This window comes from Tamlana sp. s12 (assembly GCF_016767215.1).
Classification (GTDB): Bacteria; Bacteroidota; Bacteroidia; order Flavobacteriales; family Flavobacteriaceae; genus Pseudotamlana; species Pseudotamlana agarivorans.
This window is the reverse complement of the sequence record NZ_CP068547.1, coordinates 1,252,187-1,272,154: the sequence shown is the minus strand read 5'-3', so window position 1 is coordinate 1,272,154 and position 19,968 is coordinate 1,252,187. Positions and strand designations below refer to the sequence as shown.

16 protein-coding genes are annotated in these 19,968 nt (G+C 35.4%); 6 read left to right on the top strand and 10 right to left on the bottom strand.

The features are described 5' to 3' along the window. Positions 1-24: 24 nt before the first annotated feature. The 8 genes from JJL45_RS05420 to porU form a co-directional block, all read right to left on the bottom strand. A complete protein-coding gene (locus JJL45_RS05420; RefSeq protein WP_068602817.1) occupies positions 25-669 on the bottom strand; it encodes an HAD family hydrolase in 645 nt (214 codons plus the stop codon). An 8-nt stretch (positions 670-677) separates the two neighbouring features. Further along, a complete protein-coding gene (locus JJL45_RS05415) occupies positions 678-1,361 on the bottom strand; it encodes an SDR family NAD(P)-dependent oxidoreductase (protein ID WP_068602712.1) in 684 nt (227 codons plus the stop codon). Then, positions 1,354-2,340, bottom strand: a complete 987-nt coding sequence (locus tag JJL45_RS05410) for a M28 family metallopeptidase (protein WP_068602713.1) — start codon at positions 2,338-2,340, stop codon at positions 1,354-1,356. The genes JJL45_RS05415 and JJL45_RS05410 overlap by 8 nt, the downstream gene beginning before the upstream one ends. An 86-nt stretch (positions 2,341-2,426) precedes the next feature. Continuing rightward, complete coding sequence (locus JJL45_RS05405; RefSeq protein WP_068602714.1) at positions 2,427-4,058, bottom strand: dihydrolipoamide acetyltransferase family protein; 1,632 nt, start codon at positions 4,056-4,058, stop codon at positions 2,427-2,429. A gap of 3 nt (positions 4,059-4,061) precedes the next feature. Further along, complete coding sequence (pdhA, locus tag JJL45_RS05400) at positions 4,062-5,060, bottom strand: pyruvate dehydrogenase (acetyl-transferring) E1 component subunit alpha (protein WP_068602715.1); 999 nt, start codon at positions 5,058-5,060, stop codon at positions 4,062-4,064. A gap of 202 nt (positions 5,061-5,262) precedes the next feature. Continuing rightward, complete coding sequence (cdd, locus tag JJL45_RS05395; RefSeq protein WP_202664348.1) at positions 5,263-5,748, bottom strand: cytidine deaminase; 486 nt, start codon at positions 5,746-5,748, stop codon at positions 5,263-5,265. 95 nt (positions 5,749-5,843) lie between these two features. Next, positions 5,844-7,085 carry a type IX secretion system outer membrane channel protein PorV gene (gene porV / locus JJL45_RS05390; protein WP_068602717.1) on the bottom strand — a complete coding sequence of 414 codons (1,242 nt, stop codon included), beginning with the start codon at positions 7,083-7,085 and terminating at the stop codon, positions 5,844-5,846. Positions 7,086-7,119: 34 nt separating this feature from the next. After that, positions 7,120-11,001, bottom strand: a complete 3,882-nt coding sequence (gene porU / locus JJL45_RS05385; protein ID WP_068602718.1) for a type IX secretion system sortase PorU — start codon at positions 10,999-11,001, stop codon at positions 7,120-7,122. A 264-nt stretch (positions 11,002-11,265) separates the two neighbouring features. Between porU and gldJ the strand changes: the two genes are divergently transcribed. Together gldJ and JJL45_RS05375 are read left to right on the top strand one after the other, a co-directional pair. Then, entirely contained in the window at positions 11,266-12,954 is a 1,689-nt protein-coding gene (gene gldJ / locus JJL45_RS05380; protein WP_202664347.1) for a gliding motility lipoprotein GldJ, read from the top strand. 85 nt (positions 12,955-13,039) lie between these two features. Next, the gene (locus JJL45_RS05375) at positions 13,040-14,320 is read left to right on the top strand and encodes a UDP-N-acetylmuramoyl-tripeptide--D-alanyl-D-alanine ligase (RefSeq protein ID WP_068602719.1); all 1,281 of its coding nucleotides are present in this window, start codon (positions 13,040-13,042) and stop codon (positions 14,318-14,320) included. A gap of 249 nt (positions 14,321-14,569) precedes the next feature. Here JJL45_RS05375 and JJL45_RS05370 read toward each other — a convergent pair whose 3' ends face one another. Together JJL45_RS05370 and JJL45_RS05365 are read right to left on the bottom strand one after the other, a co-directional pair. Next, positions 14,570-15,340: a LuxR C-terminal-related transcriptional regulator gene (locus JJL45_RS05370; RefSeq protein ID WP_068602819.1), complete on the bottom strand. Its 771-nt coding sequence runs from the start codon at positions 15,338-15,340 to the stop codon at positions 14,570-14,572. A 181-nt stretch (positions 15,341-15,521) separates the two neighbouring features. After that, entirely contained in the window at positions 15,522-15,848 is a 327-nt protein-coding gene (locus tag JJL45_RS05365) for a helix-turn-helix domain-containing protein (protein WP_068602720.1), read from the bottom strand. An 86-nt stretch (positions 15,849-15,934) separates the two neighbouring features. Here JJL45_RS05365 and JJL45_RS05360 point away from each other — a divergent pair, with 86 nt between their 5' ends. From JJL45_RS05360 to JJL45_RS05345, 4 genes are all read left to right on the top strand, one after another. After that, a complete protein-coding gene (locus JJL45_RS05360) occupies positions 15,935-16,210 on the top strand; it encodes a hypothetical protein (protein ID WP_068602721.1) in 276 nt (91 codons plus the stop codon). 16 nt (positions 16,211-16,226) lie between these two features. Further along, positions 16,227-16,787, top strand: coding sequence for a LuxR C-terminal-related transcriptional regulator (locus JJL45_RS05355; protein WP_068602722.1), 561 nt, complete (start codon positions 16,227-16,229; stop codon positions 16,785-16,787). A gap of 90 nt (positions 16,788-16,877) precedes the next feature. Beyond that, entirely contained in the window at positions 16,878-17,117 is a 240-nt protein-coding gene (locus JJL45_RS05350; protein ID WP_202664346.1) for a hypothetical protein, read from the top strand. Further along, positions 17,117-19,966: a hypothetical protein gene (locus JJL45_RS05345; protein WP_068602724.1), complete on the top strand. Its 2,850-nt coding sequence runs from the start codon at positions 17,117-17,119 to the stop codon at positions 19,964-19,966. The genes JJL45_RS05350 and JJL45_RS05345 overlap by 1 nt, the downstream gene beginning before the upstream one ends. Positions 19,967-19,968 lie beyond the last annotated feature (2 nt).

Here is a 19,968-nt window from a genome sequence, read left to right as displayed (position 1 = left end):
TAGGTAAACATAGCATAAAGCTCATTAGTCCTCAATATGCGCCAACAAATCACTCATTTTAGAAAATGTTTTCGTTGTAAAAGCTTTTAGTTCATTATCGGGATCGTGCGCGGTGAAACCAAAAACATCAAATCCACCAGCTTTGGCTGCTTTTACGCCAGAAAGACTATCTTCTATAACCAAACAATCTTCAGGTTTAAAGCCCATGGTTTTTGCTGCCCATAAAAACACAGCAGGATCGGGTTTCCACTTCTCTAATGCATAACAACTAAAAATCCGTCCTTCAAAAAAAGGTAATAAACCAGCGAGACCTAAATTAAGTCTGATTTTAGATTCAGGACCACTAGAAGCCACACAAAAAGGCAAATTTAAATGTTCAATAACATCCTTTACGCCTTCAACAGGTTCCATTTTTTTCTGAAAGGCTTCAAAACTACGGTCTCGGTATTCAGCTTCTAAACTATCCGGAAGCTCCTTTTGGATTAAATCACTTATCATTTGCTTACAGGCCGTAAAAAAACTGCCTTTAAAATGCTTCATCCCATAATTTAAATCGATATTGGCTCCATATTCATTAGCGATATCAACCAAAACTTGAATACTTGTAGGTTCGCTATCAACCAATACGCCGTCGCAGTCGAAAATGATACATTTGTATTTTTTATCCATAGCTACAATCAAGGTGTTGAATTAGATACCTGAAGCATTTTTCCGTTATAATATTTATTTCCATTGAGAGCAAAATCGAAAATGTATTCGGCCATTTCTAAAGCTGTAATGGGTGCCTGATATCCTGGAAAGGCTTCTTCAAGCATTTCGGTTTGAACGGCACCTAAAGCTAAAACATTAAAGGAAATTCCAGATTCCTTGTATTCTTCGGCTAACAATTCAGTTAAAGTAATTACGGCTGCTTTACTTGAGCTGTAGGCTGCTAGTCCTGGGAATTTCATACTCCCTTGTACTCCACCCATCGAGCTAATGGTTACCACATGGCTTTGCTTTACCATAAACGGTAATACCACACGGGTTAATTCGGCAACCCCAAAAACATTGGTTCTATATATGTTTTCAAAATCTTTCATAGAGATTTCTGAAAACGGTTTATTCAGTAAGGCGCCTGCGTTATTGATTAACACATCAACTTGAGTCCAATTTTCTTTGATAAACTCTTCTATGCCTAAGTAGGCTGTTTCATCTGCCAAATCGAAGGAAAAGCACGTTACATTAGATAAATTAAGATCTTGTATAGGTTTATCATTCCGCGAAAGCGCTAACACCTGATGGCCTTGCTTAGCGAATAATTGCACCAATTCGAAGCCTATACCGCGACTTGTTCCCGTGATGATGATATTTTTACTCATGTAGTTTAATCTCTTTATTTGGTGCATTAATCATCCCTTCTAACGCCGGAATCATTTTATTGATAAACGTTGTCATATGATCAAAATCTATTTTATCAGGTTCATCATCTACATGATGGTAATATTCAAAATTAGCAAAATCGAAAGTTGAAATAGCCTGTGCAGGAATATTGAAGACTTCATAAAAAGGGAAATTATCGGAACGTTGAAAAAGGTTATAAGCCTTAGCTTTTTCTAGATAACCGAGTATCTTTTGCTCTGCATAAACATTGAGTTTTTCTCCCATATTAGAAAGATCGTATCCAGTGATGTAGCTCATAGATTGATCGGGGTTACGAGGCACACCAATCATTTCAAAATTAATCATCGTGTAAAGATCCAAATTTTCGTCTTTTAATCTTTTTGCCAGATGACGAGAGCCTAATAAACCCATTTCTTCAGCATCATAAAGTGTAAATAGTATGCTACGTTTGTTGTTTTTCATTTCCTGAAAATACTTAGCCCACTCCATTACAGCAACTGTTCCAGAAGCATCATCATTAGCTCCATTAGCAATCACATCACCTTGAACCGCAGTAGCAGTACCAATATGATCGTAGTGCGCACCAAGGATAACAAATTCATTTTTTAACACGGGATCTTGACCTTCAATATAGCCAACAACATTATAGCCAATAAAGTTTTCTTTAGTTTGAAAGCTATCTCTATAGGTTTCAAAATAAGGTTTAACTTGGTTATCCTTGAAAAAATTCTCGATATAAACCGCAGCTTTTTCAAGGCCTTCACTTCCTGTCTTGCGTCCCATAAGCCCATCTGAAGCCAAATGATGTACACTGTGCTTTATACTTTTAAGCGCTATCGGCCCTGTAATATTTTCACTGTTTGAAACTGATTTGTTATCAGTTAAATCATTCTGTTCTTTATGTGCCCCGCAACTTGAAACTGCAAGTGCTAAAAGCAATCCGTATATTTTTACCATGGAATAAAGATAAAAAAAACCTGTTTCTTTTAACGGAAACAGGTTTTATATTATAATTAGATGGCCTATTTCGAGACCTTAATAATTTACAATAACATTGAAATTGGATTTTCAATAAATCCTTTTAAGGTTTGAAGGAATTGAGCACCTGTAGCACCATCAACCGTTCTATGGTCGGCTGCTAAACATAGTTTCATTGTATTTCCTACTACAATTTCACCGTCTTTTACAACTGGTTTTTGAACAATGGCTCCAACAGAAAGAATCGCTGAATTAGGTTGATTAATGATAGAAGTAAAACTATCGATTCCAAACATACCTAAGTTAGAGATAGTAAATGTACTACCTTCCATTTCTTCAAGCGATAACTTTTTAGATTTAGCTTTAATAGCAAAATCCTTAACAGCAGCACCAATGTTTGTTAACTTTTGCTCATCGGCAAATTTAACAACAGGTACAACAAGACCATCTTCTACAGCCACAGCAACACCAATATGTACATGGTGATTTAATTTCATTTTATCGTCAAACCACTGAGAGTTTACTTGAGGATGTTGCTTTAATGCCATAGCACAAGCTTTAACCACGATATCGTTAAATGAAACTTTAGTATCTGGAACAGCATTTACTTCCTTACGGAATGCAATAGCATTATCCATGTTAAACTCAACATTTAAGTAATAGTGAGGTGCTGTAAACTTAGATTTTGCTAAGTTTTTAGCAATAGCCTTACGCATGTTAGAGTTTTTAATTTCTTCAAAACTCTCTTCTCCTACAACTGATGCTGTAGGCGCTCCGGCAGCGGCAGCAGGTGCAGCAGCTTTAGGAGTAAAGTTTTCAACATCACGTTTAATAACTCTTCCACCTTCTCCTGATCCTGGAATATCTGCAATATTAAATCCTTTTTCTTCGGCCATTTTCTTAGCTAACGGCGACACAAACACACGACCTCCTTCTGGAACAGCAGTTGGTGTAGGTGCAGCAGCTTGTTTTGGTGCAGCTGCTTTAGGCGCTTCCTTTTTAGGAGCATCAGCTTTAGGGGCTTCAGCCTTAGCAGGAGCGGCAGCAGGTGCAGCACCAAAGTTATCTGCAACTCCAGAAACATCGGTTCCTGCAGGGCCAATAATTGCTAATAAAGAATCTACTTTTGCAGACTCTCCTTCTTGTAATCCTATTTCTAATAAAGTACCTGATTGGAATGATTCAAATTCCATAGTTGCTTTATCCGTTTCGATTTCAGCTAGGATATCACCTTCTTCAACCGTATCTCCAACTTTTTTCAACCAAGTGGCTACAGTACCTTCTTCCATGGTATCACTCAAACGCGGCATAGTAACCACGATAACACCTTCTGGTAATTCAGCTGCTGGAGCAGATGCTTCTGAAGGAGCCGCCTCAGAGGTTTCTTCTTCTTTAGATTCAGTTGCTGGAGTAGCATCAGCGCTTCCTCCACCATTTAATAAACCAGAAATATCTTCACCTTCTTCACCAATAATAGCTAAAAGCTCATCTACTTTAGTAGTTTCACCTTCTTGAACACCAATATGTAATAAGGTCCCTTCATTAAAAGATTCAAATTCCATGGTTGCTTTATCGGTTTCGATTTCAGCTAGAATATCACCTTCTTCTATTTTATCTCCTACTTTTTTTAACCAAGCCGCTACGGTACCTTCTTCCATGGTATCGCTTAAACGCGGCATATTTACTACTACTGCCATAGCTTATATTTTGTGTTGAATGAATGGATAATCTTCTTGTTCGTAGACCATGTCGTAAAGCTGTTGCTTTTCTGGGAATGGAGATTCTTCTGCAAACTTCTCACATTCTAAAACGCGGTCTTTAACACGTTTATCAATTACTTTAATATCGTCTTCAGTTGCGTACTTCTTCTTTAAAAGAATATCTTTCACTTGCGTGATAGGATCAATTTTCTTGTATTCAGCAACCTCGTCTTTTGTTCTATAATGTTGAGCATCACTCATTGAGTGACCTCTATAACGGTAAGTTTTTAACTCTAAGAAAGTTGGTCCTTCACCGCGACGTCCTCTTTGGATAGCTTCATCGAATGCTTCAGCAACCTTAACAGGGTTCATTCCATCAACCGGAGAAGAAGGCATATCGTATCCTAAACCTAACTTCCAAATATCGGTGTGGTTTGCAGTACGCTCAACAGAGGTTCCCATCGCATATCCGTTGTTCTCACAAACAAATATTACTGGTAATTTCCAAAGCATTGCTAAGTTAAAAGCCTCGTGAAGTGACCCTTGTCTTGCAGCACCATCACCAAAACAACATAGTGTTACCGCATCACTACCATGGTATTTATCACCAAAAGCAATACCAGCACCTAAAGGAATTTGTCCTCCTACGATACCGTGACCACCATAAAATCTAAATTCCTTAGAAAAAATATGCATAGAACCACCCATACCTTTAGATGTTCCTGTTACTTTTCCGTATAATTCTGCCATAACACGTTTAGGATCTTCTCCCATACCTATAGGCTGTACGTGATTACGATAAGCAGTAATCATTTTATCCTTACTTAAGTCCATTGCGTGTAAAGCTCCTGCTAATACAGCTTCTTGTCCGTTATATAAGTGAAGAAATCCTCTTACTTTCTGTTGAATGTAAACCGCAGCTAGTTTGTCTTCAAACTTTCTCCAGAATAACATGTCTTCGTACCATTTGAGGTAAACCTCTTTTGTTATTTTTTGCATGGAATAATTTTATGATAATTTATAAGCGACTACAAAAGTAACACATTGTGGAGAAATGGGAAAACTCAAATTCACTAAAGTGAGAAAAAAATTAAAATTCTAGTGATTAGAACCTCCGCTGATTATTCTGCAATTTTTCACCTTATTTTTCTATTTTTTTCAATTTAAGCCCTTATTCGACAAGCAGATTCTGACTAAAAAGTTAAAAAAGCACCGTTTTATCAAATACAAAAGGCAACAAATTCACGACCGAATTTGACTTAGCGACGGCTCCTTTTGCGCCCATAAAATATAACTCGATATCATGTATTTGTTTAACTTCATATTCTACCATTGCCTGTCTACAGGCACCACAAGGCGGAATTGGAGTATCGGTAGCAGTCATTTTTGAACTTGCAGAAATCGCCATTCGAATGACTTTAGCTTCTGGATATTGCGATCCAGCATAGTAAATTGCTGTACGCTCGGCACAAAGTCCTGAAGGGTATGAAGCATTTTCTTGATTATTGCCTGTAATGATTTCACCATTATCCAGTAACAATGCCGCGCCAACTTCAAAATTTGAATAGGGAGCATAGGCACGACTTCTAGCCTGCATCGCTTTTTCCATTAAATACGCTACATCACTTGGCAATTCTTGTAAATCATCAAAAACATATATGGTAGACTCTTTTTTTATTTCTTTCATGGAGCTTTCATTTGTTACTACAATTTAAGAAAGTCCTAGAAACAAAAAAACTATTGCTCTCACAATAGTTTTCTTCTTTCTAAGTATAATATCTATTAGTATTCCGTATATGTTCCTGCTCCAATATTAAACGTAAGCGAGAAACGCAAGGTTCCTTCTAAAGGACTTTGAACTTGAGACGTTGAAAACAAGTAAGACAAATCTATATTAACAACACTAGCTTTAAATCCTGCACCTAAAGCCATGAATTGTCGAGCACCTTTTTCTGGTGATTCATGAAAGTACCCTGCTCTAAATGCAAAAGCATCTTGGTACATATATTCTGCCCCTAAAGCCCATGTAATTTCCTGCATCTCTTCTTTAAATCCGCCTGGAGCATCTCCGAAGGACTGGAACATCCCTTTAAAAAAGCCAACATCATCAGACTTTCCTTTATAAATAACATCTTCCTGGATTAGGTTTCTAGTCTCTGTATCTGCATCATACTCCCCATTACCATTAAGATCAACGAATTCGTATTCGTCTCCTAAAATTGGAGGGGTTGGCACCAGTAGTTTTGTAAACTCCGCCGTAATTGATACTTTGTTATAATCGTCGAAAATAAAATCAAACCCACCACCAAGTCTTAAATTTGTAGGTTGAAAATTCTCCTCTCCGCCTTCATCATATTTAAATTTCGGTCCAATGCTTTGAATCGCAAAACCACCACGCCATCTTCCGTTAAAATCGGCATAAGCTTCTTCCTCGCTTTGGTAGTAACCAGAAATATCAACACCAAAAGTATTCGCTGGCGTTGTGTCGCTAGTTCCATCATTTAATTTTAAATCAGATCTTAAATAACGCATCGCAACACCCATAGAAAAACGCTCACTTAATCGTAATGCATAAGAGGCGTCTAGAGCAAATTGATTAGGTCTCTGGATATATGGTGTAGCAAATTCGTTATCGGTAAATTCAATATCTCCTAATGAAAAATATCTTAAACTAGCAGCAAATGCACTACGCTCGTCTAATCTATTGTAATACGTTAAATTCCCTAAGAAAATATCATTAACTAATTTTCCTAAATAAGGGGTATAACTCACACCTATTCCAGACTTAGTCTCTGAAAAGGCATATTTTGATGAGTTCCATTGCTGAGAAAAGGCATCCACAGAAGTTGCTACTCCCATATCACCCATACCCGCTGATCTCGCATCACCTGCAATTAATAAGAAAGGCATTCCGGTGGTGATAACTCTAGTATCATTACTATTTGGTTCAATGTAAGTAGTCGTTTGGGCCTCTAGTTTATAAATAAACGCAAAAGCTAATAATAACAATAGTTTATTCTTCATGAAATATAGTTTAGTTAGCAAATATAAATTTTTCTTACAGTATTACAAGTTTCTCTATTTTTTCTACGGTTTTATTCAATAATTCGGAATGTACTTTAAGTTTATACACATATACACCCTTCCCTATTTTACCTCCAAAATCATCGCGCCCATCCCAAACAATATCACGCGACAAGGAACTATTTGTCACAGCACCACCTGAAGTTTTTCCATTTAAAGTGCGTACAAGTTTTCCAGACACCGTAAAGATCTGTATTGAAACGCTTAAAGACTCCGAACTATTGTGATTGAACCAAAATTCGGTATAATTCACAAACGGATTTGGGTAATTAAGAACGTTATTAATAACCAATTCTTGATTTTGATCATGCACTATAAATTGAATTTCGGAAATAGAAGAATTATTGTATACATCCCAAGCCTTAAGGGTTAAGGTGTGCAATCCTGGTTCTAAATCTCTCATTGGGAAACTAACAACACCACGCGTATAATCGTCAACTTCGGTTTGATAATAATCATTTAAAATAATAGGATTTTTTTCATCACCATCAATAATAGCTACAATGTCATGACCGATGCCACTGGCGGTATTTACACCATTATCATCTTGTAATTTCACTAATAAGGTTGGCGATTCGTTAGTGATGCCTCCAGACACAAAGTTTTCATCATTCATGTAAAGATTAATCACCGGACCAATATTGTCCTCGGCAGCATTTTCATCCAAACCACCAATTTTAACCGTATTTTCACTAGCTCCAGTTTGGTTGATAGTGAGTTCATCATTTTTCGAATAAAAACTCACTTTTCCAAAACCTACAGGAATACCAATGTCTTTAGGCACTACAAACTCAAAATCAAATGCACCATTTTTTACTGAAGCCTGCCCCCTAAAAATAATTTCTCCTAAAGTTTTAAAATCTAAAATAACCAACTCTCCATTTAAACGTGTACCATCGTTCCCCAAAGTACTTCTATCAATATATTTATCATAAATAGTAGTAGAGAGCAATCCCGAATAATCGCTTAAAACATTCCCAGAAAGATCGACCACCTCGCCCGACAATTTAACCTTACTTAAGGCTTTTAATGTATCCGTTGATTGCGCTAATGGCACATCGTTAATTTTGGTTAATCGGATGCTAGGTTTAGGAAAGCTTAATTTCATGGCCGGATCACCAATAAAAAACACCAATCTTCGCTGACTGTTATTTGATACAGCGGGATCGGATTTCGCAAGCCTTAAAGATTCGCCCATAGATGGATACTCATAATCTCCATAATTGTCATTTTCGTTATATGAAAACAAATATTGCCCAAGAATATTATTAAACGAAATGGCAAAACTTACATAAATTTGTCTGGTTGTAGTTATTAAACCAATGGCCCCCGCTTGCTTATTCCAAAAAGTAAACTCTCCAGCAGTTTCACGATATGGGTTATCAAAACGGGTAAACTCACAAGTTACCGTAACAAAACAGTTGAGTTTATTATAATTTCTGAAATTTTCGATATTTACTTTATCCAAAATACGCTCTTGAGCTAAACCTTCTTCCCCCCCATGACCAAAGTAATTAACAACCAATGCACCATTGTCAACGGCATTAGATATTGCCGTATTAACAGTAGGATACCTGTTTCCTCCTGCTGAAGTTTCTTGCTGATAAGAATCACTATGAATTTTAACAACATTTATAAAAGGCTTTTTCTCAGCAACCAAATTACCTACATTATCGGTTGTTTCCTGTAAAATACCTTCCCAATCGGCATCGACATCGTCTGAAATCACTACAAAATTATTGCGCCAACTTCCAAAAGATTCCTTTTCGTAATACTGAGCCACTTTATCAACAAGCTCTCTGGCACGTTGTTGCGAATCGGCAACAATTCTACCTACTGCAATGTCTAACATGTCGGTTGAAGCCATACTCCCTTCATTGTCTCCCATCATACCATAAAAATCATCAGACACATAAGAATTAGCTAAACTAAAACTGTTATAAGAATACCACGAAGGCACAATATTAGTATTATTAGGGATACGATCTTTATAATCGAAAGAGCCATCCCCAAACAAACATAAGTACTTTAACCTTTTACTAGGTTCACTGGCATTATCATATACATATTTAACCATATTTCGAATAGCACCAACATCTTGATTGCCTGTACTAAATTCGGCATAAATTTCATCTAGGCCTACCACTTTAACTTGCAAACCATTCTGCTCTCGGTTAATACCTGCTAAACGTTCTGCATGATTAAGCATATTATTTGGCGCTACAATGATATAGTCAATATCTTGAAAATCCCCTTGAGCATTTTTAAATATATTCCCTTTGATATCCTGATTAACGACTTCGGTTTTCGAATCTACTTGAGGCGTAAAATAATCGGATGCTGTTACGGCCACATAAGTTTTTAAACTCCCCATGGTTGACGTAAAACTAAATACAGCATCATTTTGGGTGTTTGCAACACTAGAAACATTATACAAATCGGTAACATCCCACACTTCCGAAACTGCAGTAGCGTTAGATATATTATATTGCCCTATACCAGATACAGATTCTACAGCACTGTTTTTAAACTGAAATTGTTTTCCCGAAAAACTTAAGGCACACTTAGCTTCAATAGCAATATAATCTAAATAGGATTCAATACTTGGATTTCCTTGATTGTTAAAATTAAGCCCAACCGATATCCTAGAACTACTCACATTAACTGCTCTATTAAGCGAACTACCCGAAGCCAAATTCGGACTAGAAACACCACGTAAAGTAATGGTAGATAATGCAGCTCCGTTTACATCAACATCAAACGAACATGTGGTACTATTAACGGCACCAACTAAAACTTTTAACTGAATGGGCTCAGATGTAATAATATTCGGAAAATCAAAATCAAAAACCTGGCGATTTTCAACATCGAAACGATCGCCAAACCAGCGTCTCCCTAAGGAAATTAAATTATAATCATCTAGCTCATGAAACTGATATGCTTCATAATTATCAATAACCAAATCAGGAGTACCCGAAGGCTGAGCAAAATTCTGAATACGTTTTCCTTCTATAGAACCCACATTTATATAATAATAGGTCTTATCAGCATAACAATTAATATGCGTATTGCTTTCAGCATTAAACCCTTGCGGACCGCGAGCATAAAACAATATATAATCCTGATCGTTAAAAACCCCATCCTCTTCACCAACAAACTTTATAGCATTTTCTGGAACATCATAAGGATACGGTTCAGCATTAGAATATGGAATCATATCGCCCCCATGACCAAATAAACGAATTCTTTTAGGGTTCACATTATTCACATCGACACCCAGACGTTGTAAAAAACTTTTAGATAACCTAAAAACCCCTGTGGTATCAACGTAGAAACGGTACCATTTTCCAGAATTCAAAACTGAATTAGTCAAAACTTTTGACGATACATAATTCTTTTGGGATGCCCTTCTATTGGTGACGGCACCCAAACTATAGTTCAATTGAAAAGAAACAATTTTCTTATAAGTTCCATTGGCATCCTTAATGATTGGTTTTAACTGAAAACTAACATAACGCTTGTTCCTAGCGGCAGTATTTTTTAATTGAAATTCTAAGGCTCCTGGAATACTACTTACATCAAGATCTTTTAATTCTGAAGCACTAATAACTTCATAAATCACTTGACTAAGTGTAGCTGATTCTTCATTAACGAGATTTGAAGCTACCCACTGATCTGTAAAGAGCAGACCTTCCTCTGAAAAAGTGAAGTTTTCTGAATTAAAATGAGGCACTTCAAAAGAAAAGCCCGTTCCTGATATGGTTTGAGTGCCCTCCCATGAAATCGTATATTTTTTTTGTTGCGCAAACAACCCAACTGTGGTTAGCAGTATTAAAAGGAAAAAATTATTTTTCATTGATAAAATAACGTCATTAACAATATGTTATTATTTAAACAAATAACATTTTTACAAAGTAGTTCAAAAATACAATAATAAATTTGTTAAACCTTCGTTAACATAACACAAAAGGCAACGGAAAACAGATAAAATCATCGTTGTAAGGCGCAAAAAACAGGACGAAATACACGTTTTTTTAGTCAAAATGTAATTAATAGCTTGCAATATTCGGTATAATTCTTATATTGCAGCACCAAAACATGATTTAGCTTACTTAAAAGTATGGATATGAAAAAAGTAGTCGCATGCAAAGTTTTAGCGGTATTAGCACTGGCTATAGCTTCAACGAGTTGTTCAAAATCTTCGAGCTCTAGAAATAGTTCAAGAGCTACTGGATGGCAACTAAATTCTCGAGAGGGTGGCTTTCAGTACAATACAAATTTTAGAGAACAAGAAACTGCTCCAGGATTGGTATTTATTGAGGGAGGAACTTTCACAAAAGGACGTGTTCAGGACGATGTAATGCACGATTGGAACAACAGTCCAAGTCAACAACATGTCCAATCTTTTTACATGGATGAAACTGAGGTAACCAACATGATGTACATGGAGTACTTAGATTGGTTAAAACGTGTTTATCCACCATCAGAAGGAAACTTTAGAGCTATTTATAATGGTGCTTTACCAGATACTTTAGTTTGGAGAAATCGTTTAGGGTTTAATGAAGTAATGACAAACAACTACCTACGTCACCCAGGATACGGTGAGTACCCTGTAGTAGGTGTTAGCTGGATTCAAGCTGTTGAATTTGCAAACTGGAGATCTGATCGTGTTAATGAGAAAAACTTAGAAGATGCCGGTTATTTACAACGTGATTCAAAAACCACTGAAGTAAGCGCAGACCAAACTTTTAGCACCGATACTTATATCAATTCACCTTCAAGTACTTATGGCGGAAATGAAGAAATTCATGATGGTCGTGCAAGAAGTAGAAATGCAAGAGTAGATGAAGAAGGTAATGAAACTGGTGTATACGCTACACGTGAAACAGGTATTCTTTCGCCTAAATACAGACTACCAACCGAAACAGAGTGGGAATATGCTGCTTTAGGATTAAGTGAAATTAGAGATTATAACTTATACCGTGGACGTAAAAAATACCCATGGGATGGACAATACACGCGTTCTGGAAAACGTCAAATTCGTGGTGACCAATTGGCTAACTTTAAGCAAGGAAAAGGTGATTATGGTGGAATCGCAGGATGGTCTGATGATGGAGCCGATATCACAAATGCTGTAAAATCATACGATCCAAATGATTTTGGTTTATATGACATGGCTGGAAACGTTGCTGAATGGGTATCTGATGTTTACCGTCCGATTATCGATGATGAATTCAACGATTTCAACTACTACCGTGGTAACGTTTATACTAAAAATGCTATTAACGATGATGGTACTGTAAAAATCGTCACTCCAGGAAACATTGTTTATGACACTTTATCTAACGGTAGAGTTATCGCAAGAGACTTACCAGGTGAGATTTTGCAAGTTCCTGTTGATGAAAACGAAACATACTTAAGAACTAACTTCGATAGAAGTAATCACATTAACTACCGTGATGGTGATAAACGTTCTTCTCGTTATTTTGAAAGCTTCAATGATGAAGACCTTGGGAAAGATCCAGAAGCTGAAACCAGACAAATGTACAACTCTCCTAAACACTCTATTTCAAGAGATTCATTAGGTAACATTATTAGAGAGTATGACAAAGCATCACACAGAACATCTTTAATTAATGATGAAGTACGTGTATACAAAGGAGGTTCTTGGAAAGACAGAGAGTATTGGTTAGACCCTGCTCAAAGACGTTATTTCCCTCAAGATATGGCAACAGACTATATCGGATTTAGATGTGCAATGTCTAGAGTTGGATCTAAAAGTAAATCAAAAGCTAAAACCAAAAACTAATTCTAGTTTTTAAACAATAAATTAAAGTCCTAACGCCCGTTGTTAGGACTTTTTTTATACATTTATTTTAATAAAATCTTTCCTTTTGAAAACAGCAGAATTACATAATCTATTTTTAACCTGTAACGGGGTTTGTACAGACACAAGAGCCCTAAAATCAAACGATATATTTTTCGCTCTAAAAGGCGATAATTTTAACGGAAACAACTATGCTACCCAAGCTTTAGATTCAGGAGCTAAATTTGCAGTTATTGACGAGGCATCAGCACATAATTCTGAACATACCATTTTAGTAGCTAATGTCCTTGAATCACTTCAAGACCTCGCTTCTTATCATCGTAGTTATTTAGGTATTCCTATTGTGGCCTTAACCGGTAGCAATGGTAAAACAACAACCAAAGAACTTATCAACGCTGTACTATCACAAAAATATAACACGACAGCAACCAAAGGGAATTTAAACAATCATATTGGTGTACCACTAACCCTTCTATCGATGAATAAAACTACGGAAATAGGTATCGTAGAAATGGGAGCCAATCATCTTAAAGAAATCGCTTTTTCATGTAATATTGCTAAACCTGATTATGGTTACATCACAAATTTTGGAAAAGCCCATTTAGAAGGTTTTGGTGGTGTTGAAGGTGTTATAAAAGGGAAAAGTGAAATGTATCAACATTTGATCAAGTATAACAAAACCATATTTGTAAACACAAATGACCCCATTCAAATTGAAAAAACCAAAGAAGCTCAAATATACACCTTCGGAAAATCAGAGCATGACAATGATGTCGCTATAGATTTTAAAGAAGCTCAACCTTTTGTAAACTGCATTTATAAAAATAAAACAATTCATAGTCATCTTATAGGTGATTACAACTTTAATAATATTGCAGCTGCAATTACTATCGGACATTATTTTAAAGTCGACGACAGTGCTATTAAAACCGCAATTGAAAGCTATATCCCAACAAATAATAGATCGCAAATTATAAACAAAGCAACAAATAAAATTATTCTGGATGCCTATAACGCGAATCCCACGAGTATGAAGGCTGCTTTACTCAATTTTGAAAAACAAGATGGTAAAAAAATAGCCATATTAGGGGATATGTTTGAACTTGGTGCAGAAGCCGATAAAGAGCATGCCGACATTGTAAAACTTGCGACTTCACTTAATATTGATAAATTATATTTTTTAGGTGAAAATTTTAACAAGGTACAAGAACATTCCGAGAAGCTTGCCTTATACCCTTCTTTCGAAACTTTTAAAGAAAATGTACCAGTACAAGATATTTTAAATGCTACAGTGTTAATAAAAGGATCACGAGGTATGGCTTTAGAGCGCGTTTTAGATCTTTTTTAAAAACTAAACAAGAGAAGCCCCAATAAAAAAATGCCTGCCTTATAACGAATATAAAACAGACATCTATAAATAATTCTCCCTAAGAACTAATTAATAGCAATTCAAAGTTGCAATTATATAGACAGTATAACAATACTCAAATTGAGTAAATCCAGGACTTTTCGATAAAGTACCAAAAATGCCGTTAACAAGAAAAAGATGTTTTTTCGATAATTAGTTTCTTAGAAAGCGTTTGAATATGATCTGAATCTAAATGAGATTTGTATTCATTTTAATCATACCAACCAATTCACCTGTAGAAGAAATATTCAGTTTTTTAAGAATATTACGTCTATGAGTATCTACGGTATTAGCGCTAATATTAAGCTTTTCAGCAATCACTTTACTTGAATGATTTAAGACCAAAAGACGAATGACATCACGTTCGCGGTTACTAATACCTTCAGAAAGTAATTTTTGAGAAAAGTTATTATAATATACCGTTTCGTATTCATTATTATGATTCAGCAATTTTGCTGATGCACAAATAGGCATGCTGATTTCGGGCACTAAAACGGTGTAGTGAGCTAAACCTATAATAGGCTTATTACCACTATCAAATTCTAATGGCGTTGTATTTTGAACGATATTTACATAACTATCGCAATTATTCTTTAACCTATAATTCCAAGTGTAAGTCATTTTACTACGCTGCTCTACACTAATTTCATTTAATGTAAACTTCATAAGGTCACTTAGGGCATGTAGCCATAAATCTAGATCATCAGGATGCATACGACTCCAAAAATAACGCATGCCTTTAGACTTGACCTCCTCGCTGGTTAAACCCAAACAGGCATGTATATTTTTACTAACGTATTCGAAAGATAAATCTTGAGTATTTGTAATACAGAAAAAAGTAGAACTATAAGGTAGAAAGGTATCCAATTCGATAAGCTTCTCTATATGCTTTTCTAAAGAAGGATGACCGTGTGAGCTAAAAATCGCTCTATAGGTATCATGAATACTATCGCTTGGCATGTGATTATTTTTTATAAAAACAACAATATCTGAAATTACAATATTATTTTGAAATAACGATAGGAATAAAAACAAAAAAAGCTTGATGAAAAATCATCAAGCTTTTTACTCTGTGGGCGCGAAGGGATTCGACGTCAAGACTTAACACGTTAATAATCAAGGGGCATTAATTGTTTGTGTGTCATTTTTGTGACAAATTAGATTTTAAAACATCTAAAAGCTTCTCTATTTTAATAACAATATCCTCATTAGACATCTGTATCTCGTACTTTTCGTCGGGCTCATTAAGTAGAAAAAAGCTATGAGCGTTGTCTTCTCTTAGTAACCAGTTTAAATCTATTTCTGGAAACTCCCTCATCACGATCTCTAAAAATTCCATCGATGGAGTTCTATTATTTAAATATTGTGAGACTTGCGTGTAATTGATGCCATTTTTTTCAGCAAAAGCACTAATAGTCTTGTGTTTATGCTTAATTATTGGTTTGAGTTTGGTGCCAAATGAGGTCATAAAAAAATTATTATTATACTTTTAAGTAAATTTATTATGTGTTATTTACTTATTTGTATATATTTGTATATAAGTTTTAACGAATTATGACAAATTTAAACAAATTATATACACTTTACGATGTGCATTCGCACAATAAAGGAAAGGTTAAAGATCTTCTTAGCAATCATTTGCCTAGTAACTACACCAAAAAGGTACAAGATAACCTGCTGTCTGAAGGCATAGAAATTTCGAGACAATCCATCAGACAAGTAAAACTTGGTACATATAAAAATCTAGCTGTTTTTAATGAGCTTCTGGAAGTTGCGATTCAGAATAAACACGCTCGTAAAAAACTAACTGAAATATTAAAAAAAGCCTAATAACAAATCAAAAATCATGACTAAAGAAAACAGAATTTACCCAGGACTAACTTGCGCCAATCTAGAATTTTTTAACCACGAAGGGAAGGTTAAAGCATTTACCAAAGGAAAAATGGTTGATTTTGAAGATTTACCATATACCTATCACCAATTACTTCGCGAAGCTATTAATGATGAACCTGAAACCGATGCCATATTAAAGGAATGGGAACCTAATAGCGAACTAAAACAATTACACAAGTTTGTAGAGTGTCGCTTTGGAGGTTTGGATTATACTCCAGATATACAAAATATGGAATTGCAAGATGGCGAGTATTGGGATTGCCCATTACGAGGCAATTGCAAAGGAGAGGGCAAGGTTTGCAGACAACTATCCTATAACAACCAAAACTTAAGTAATAACGATATTAAGTTTTTAAAGCTTGTACACACACCTCTTACTAACGAAGCATTGGCCGAGGAGTTTAATATGGCCATGGGTACTTTCCATCAATTCAAAAAAAGATTATACCAAAAACTAAACATTCAAACAAAGCCCGAAGCGGTTTTGGTGGCTGTTATGTTAAACCTTTTATAGCATGAAACCCAATACGTTCTTTTAAGTGCCTCATGCGGCAATATGTTGTTAGCCGCTGTTAACGCAGCGGTTTTTTTTAAACTAAATAATATGAAACAAAATATGAAACTTCAGTCTAAAATTAATGCTATAAAAAGTAGAATCAATCAAATAGAATCTAGCGATATGTTTTCAGACGACGAAAAAAAGGTGTTGTTAAAATATAATAATAAGGAGCTAGATATTTATGAAACTAAATTAAGAGCCGAAGCATGGGTTGAATCTAAACGTCCTAAAGCTGTTTTAATGACTTCAAATGAAAGTGTAGAATTTAGAAACAGTGTAATATAATGGGATACGTAGACTGGAAAGACCTTATTCACGCAACAAATAACGGATTAGACATAATTAGAATGGTCTATCCGAACATTGATGATGCGTTAAATAGCAGAGACAAAAAATTTAAAGCTAGAGCAGGAGAAAAAACGGCTTCGGCATCATTACGATTAAAAGATGGACATTATCATGTAACCGATTTTGGTGGCGACCAGAAAGAATACAATTCGATTGGTGTTTACATGCAGGAAACAGGAAAAACGTTTCCGGAGGCCGTTAATTTTTTAGCAGCTCATTTTAATGTGAAAGGATCAGATCAAGCTTGGACAGAAATTAAACCAGTTTGGGAAACAAGACCCTTAAAAGATGATGAAACTCCTAAATCGTATTCTCACGTATTTAAGGATTTCACAAAAGAAGAGCTTGCCTTATTAGGTCCATGTGTTACTGCGGCGCATTGTAAGGAGTTTAATTTTGAAAGTTTAGAAAGCTTCACCTATTGTAAAGAAAATGAAGCTAGTGTTACTAGTAGTACCGACACCTACCCTATTTATGGTTTTACACATAATGGATGGATGAAAATATACCAACCATTAAGTTTTAAAAAACAGTACCGTTTCCGCTTTTTAGGAACTAAACCAGAGCGTTTTATTTATGGTTTAGACTTGGTTAAAAAGCAATTTGCCAAAAACAAAAAAAGAGTTGAAGAGGATTACGACCCAGAGGTAGACAAGAAAATGGAAGACCCTCGTTTGGATCATGTATTTATTGTTTCAGGAGGTAGCGATGGTTTAAACCTACGTTCTTTTGGTTACTTCCCTATTTGGTATAATAGCGAAGCCGAAATGCTAAATTTTGAAGAGTATAGAGAGCTTCAAACCTATACAAAGGAAATTATATACATACCGGATTTAGATAGCACAGGAAGAAAGCAAGCGTCTAAAATTGCTTTAACCTTTTTGGATATAAAAATTATGACGCTGCCTAGCTATCTTCAAAAGAAAAAAGATAAGCGAGGTAATCCTTGTAAGGATTTTAAAGATTTTGTTGTTCAGTACTATAATAGTCGTGAATCGAAGTCTTTCACTAATAGGTTAAAAAAATTAGTTGAAAACGCTTTACCTGCTCAATTTTGGGATGAAATTTATACCAAAAACGAACTTAAGTATGTGTTTCGTCAAACACAATTTTACAACTTCTTAAAACTTAATGGTTTTGGAAGAATAAAAGACGAGCACACTAAAGATGGTTATCATTTTGTACATGTAGACGGGAATATAGTACGTAAGGTGCTCCCCGTAGAAATTGAAACCTTTGTGCATCAATTTTTAAAAAGCCGTCAATTACCGGTTAAATTAAGAGATTTAGTTTACTCCAAACAACTAAGTCAAAGTCAGCTTAACAAACTAGATTCTTTTAATATAGAATTTTCTACTTCCGCTTCAGATACACAATACATGTTTTTTGAAAATGCCATTATCAAAATTGATGCTAATGGACTCGAAAAAATAAAGCGTGGTGAAGTTGAAAAATACATTTGGGAAACTAAAAAAATCGAACACAATATTAACCTGGACAAGTTTCCGCAATTTGAAATAGGAAAAGATGTTCATGGTAATGCCGATATTAAAATACATGTAGAAGACAACATGTTTTTTAACTACCTAATAAACACTAGTCGCATACATTGGAGAAAGGAAACCGAAACAAACCTAGCTAAATTAAACGCTTCGCAAAAGGAAGCCTACTTAAAAGCAAACAAGTTTAATATTTCGGGGCCTAATTTAGAGGCTGCCGAGCAGTTGGAGCAAAAACTTCATCTTATTAATAAAATATTTGCTTTAGGCTATATGCTTCATACTTATAAATCACCAGATAAACCTTGGGCGGTTTATGCGATGGACAATAAGCTTAGCGATGTTAATGAAAGCCATGGGGGTTCGGGTAAGTCTATCTTCCAGAAGGCAATTCAAAAAGTATTAAAAAACAATCATTACATACCAGGAAGAGATCCTAAAAAAACGCAAGACGATTTTATTTACCATGGCGTAACCGAAGAGTGTGACTATATTTTTGTAGACGATTGCCATATGCATTTAGATTATGGTTTTTTCTTTCCTGCAATTACGGGTGACTTGGAAGTAAATAACAAAAACGGATTACGTTTTGTAATAAACTTTGATAAGGTTCCTAAAATAGCTTTCTCAAGTAATTACCCTCCTAACAATCTAGATTTAAGTTTAGCACGACGTTTACTATATGTGGTATTTAGTGATTACTACCACAACAATAAAGATGGCGAGTATAATGAGGTTAGAGAGCCTAAACACGATTTTGAAGGCGCTACCCTATTTAACTCCTGGACAGAAAACCAATGGAATCAATTTTACAACTTCTGCGCACAATGTATTAGGTTTTATTTATCGCAAACGGCAAAAATAGACCCGCCAATGGATAATGTTATTATGCGAAATCTATTGTCTGAAATGGGTGACAATTTTAAAGATTGGGCAGATGTGTATTTCGCACAAAAGGACGAAAACGACAAGTTTAAATACCTAAACACCTTTGTTGTTAAGGATGATGCCTTCGAAGATTTAAAGAATAAAACTGGTTTTAAATATTCGCCTAATAAGTTCAAGAAAAACCTAAAAGCATACGCCAAATTTAACGAATGGGAATTTAACCCAACCTCGTCTGGTGTAGATGCGTCTGGAAGAATAATACATCGAATAGATGGCAATACTAAAGAAGTGTTTTTCATGAAAACACCTCCAGCAAAGCAAACCGAAGTTATAGCTAAAAGTAAACTAAGTGAAAACAAAGGTGCTAATGATGATTTAGATAACGATTTACCATTCTAATA

Bases quoted from the DNA above. Each gene is read 5' to 3' on its own strand.
- JJL45_RS05420 (WP_068602817.1), bottom strand. From the start codon at position 669: ATGGATAAAAAATACAAATGTATCATTTTCGACTGCGACGGCGTATTG.
- JJL45_RS05415 (WP_068602712.1), bottom strand. From the start codon at position 1,361: ATGAGTAAAAATATCATCATCACGGGAACAAGTCGCGGTATAGGCTTC.
- JJL45_RS05410 (WP_068602713.1), bottom strand. From the start codon at position 2,340: ATGGTAAAAATATACGGATTGCTTTTAGCACTTGCAGTTTCAAGTTGC.
- JJL45_RS05405 (WP_068602714.1), bottom strand. From the start codon at position 4,058: ATGGCAGTAGTAGTAAATATGCCGCGTTTAAGCGATACCATGGAAGAA.
- pdhA (WP_068602715.1), bottom strand. From the start codon at position 5,060: ATGCAAAAAATAACAAAAGAGGTTTACCTCAAATGGTACGAAGACATG.
- cdd (WP_202664348.1), bottom strand. From the start codon at position 5,748: ATGAAAGAAATAAAAAAAGAGTCTACCATATATGTTTTTGATGATTTA.
- porV (WP_068602717.1), bottom strand. From the start codon at position 7,085: ATGAAGAATAAACTATTGTTATTATTAGCTTTTGCGTTTATTTATAAA.
- porU (WP_068602718.1), bottom strand. From the start codon at position 11,001: ATGAAAAATAATTTTTTCCTTTTAATACTGCTAACCACAGTTGGGTTG.
- gldJ (WP_202664347.1), top strand. From the start codon at position 11,266: ATGGATATGAAAAAAGTAGTCGCATGCAAAGTTTTAGCGGTATTAGCA.
- JJL45_RS05370 (WP_068602819.1), bottom strand. From the start codon at position 15,340: ATGCCAAGCGATAGTATTCATGATACCTATAGAGCGATTTTTAGCTCA.
- JJL45_RS05365 (WP_068602720.1), bottom strand. From the start codon at position 15,848: ATGACCTCATTTGGCACCAAACTCAAACCAATAATTAAGCATAAACAC.
- JJL45_RS05360 (WP_068602721.1), top strand. From the start codon at position 15,935: ATGACAAATTTAAACAAATTATATACACTTTACGATGTGCATTCGCAC.
- JJL45_RS05355 (WP_068602722.1), top strand. From the start codon at position 16,227: ATGACTAAAGAAAACAGAATTTACCCAGGACTAACTTGCGCCAATCTA.
- JJL45_RS05350 (WP_202664346.1), top strand. From the start codon at position 16,878: ATGAAACAAAATATGAAACTTCAGTCTAAAATTAATGCTATAAAAAGT.
- JJL45_RS05345 (WP_068602724.1), top strand. From the start codon at position 17,117: ATGGGATACGTAGACTGGAAAGACCTTATTCACGCAACAAATAACGGA.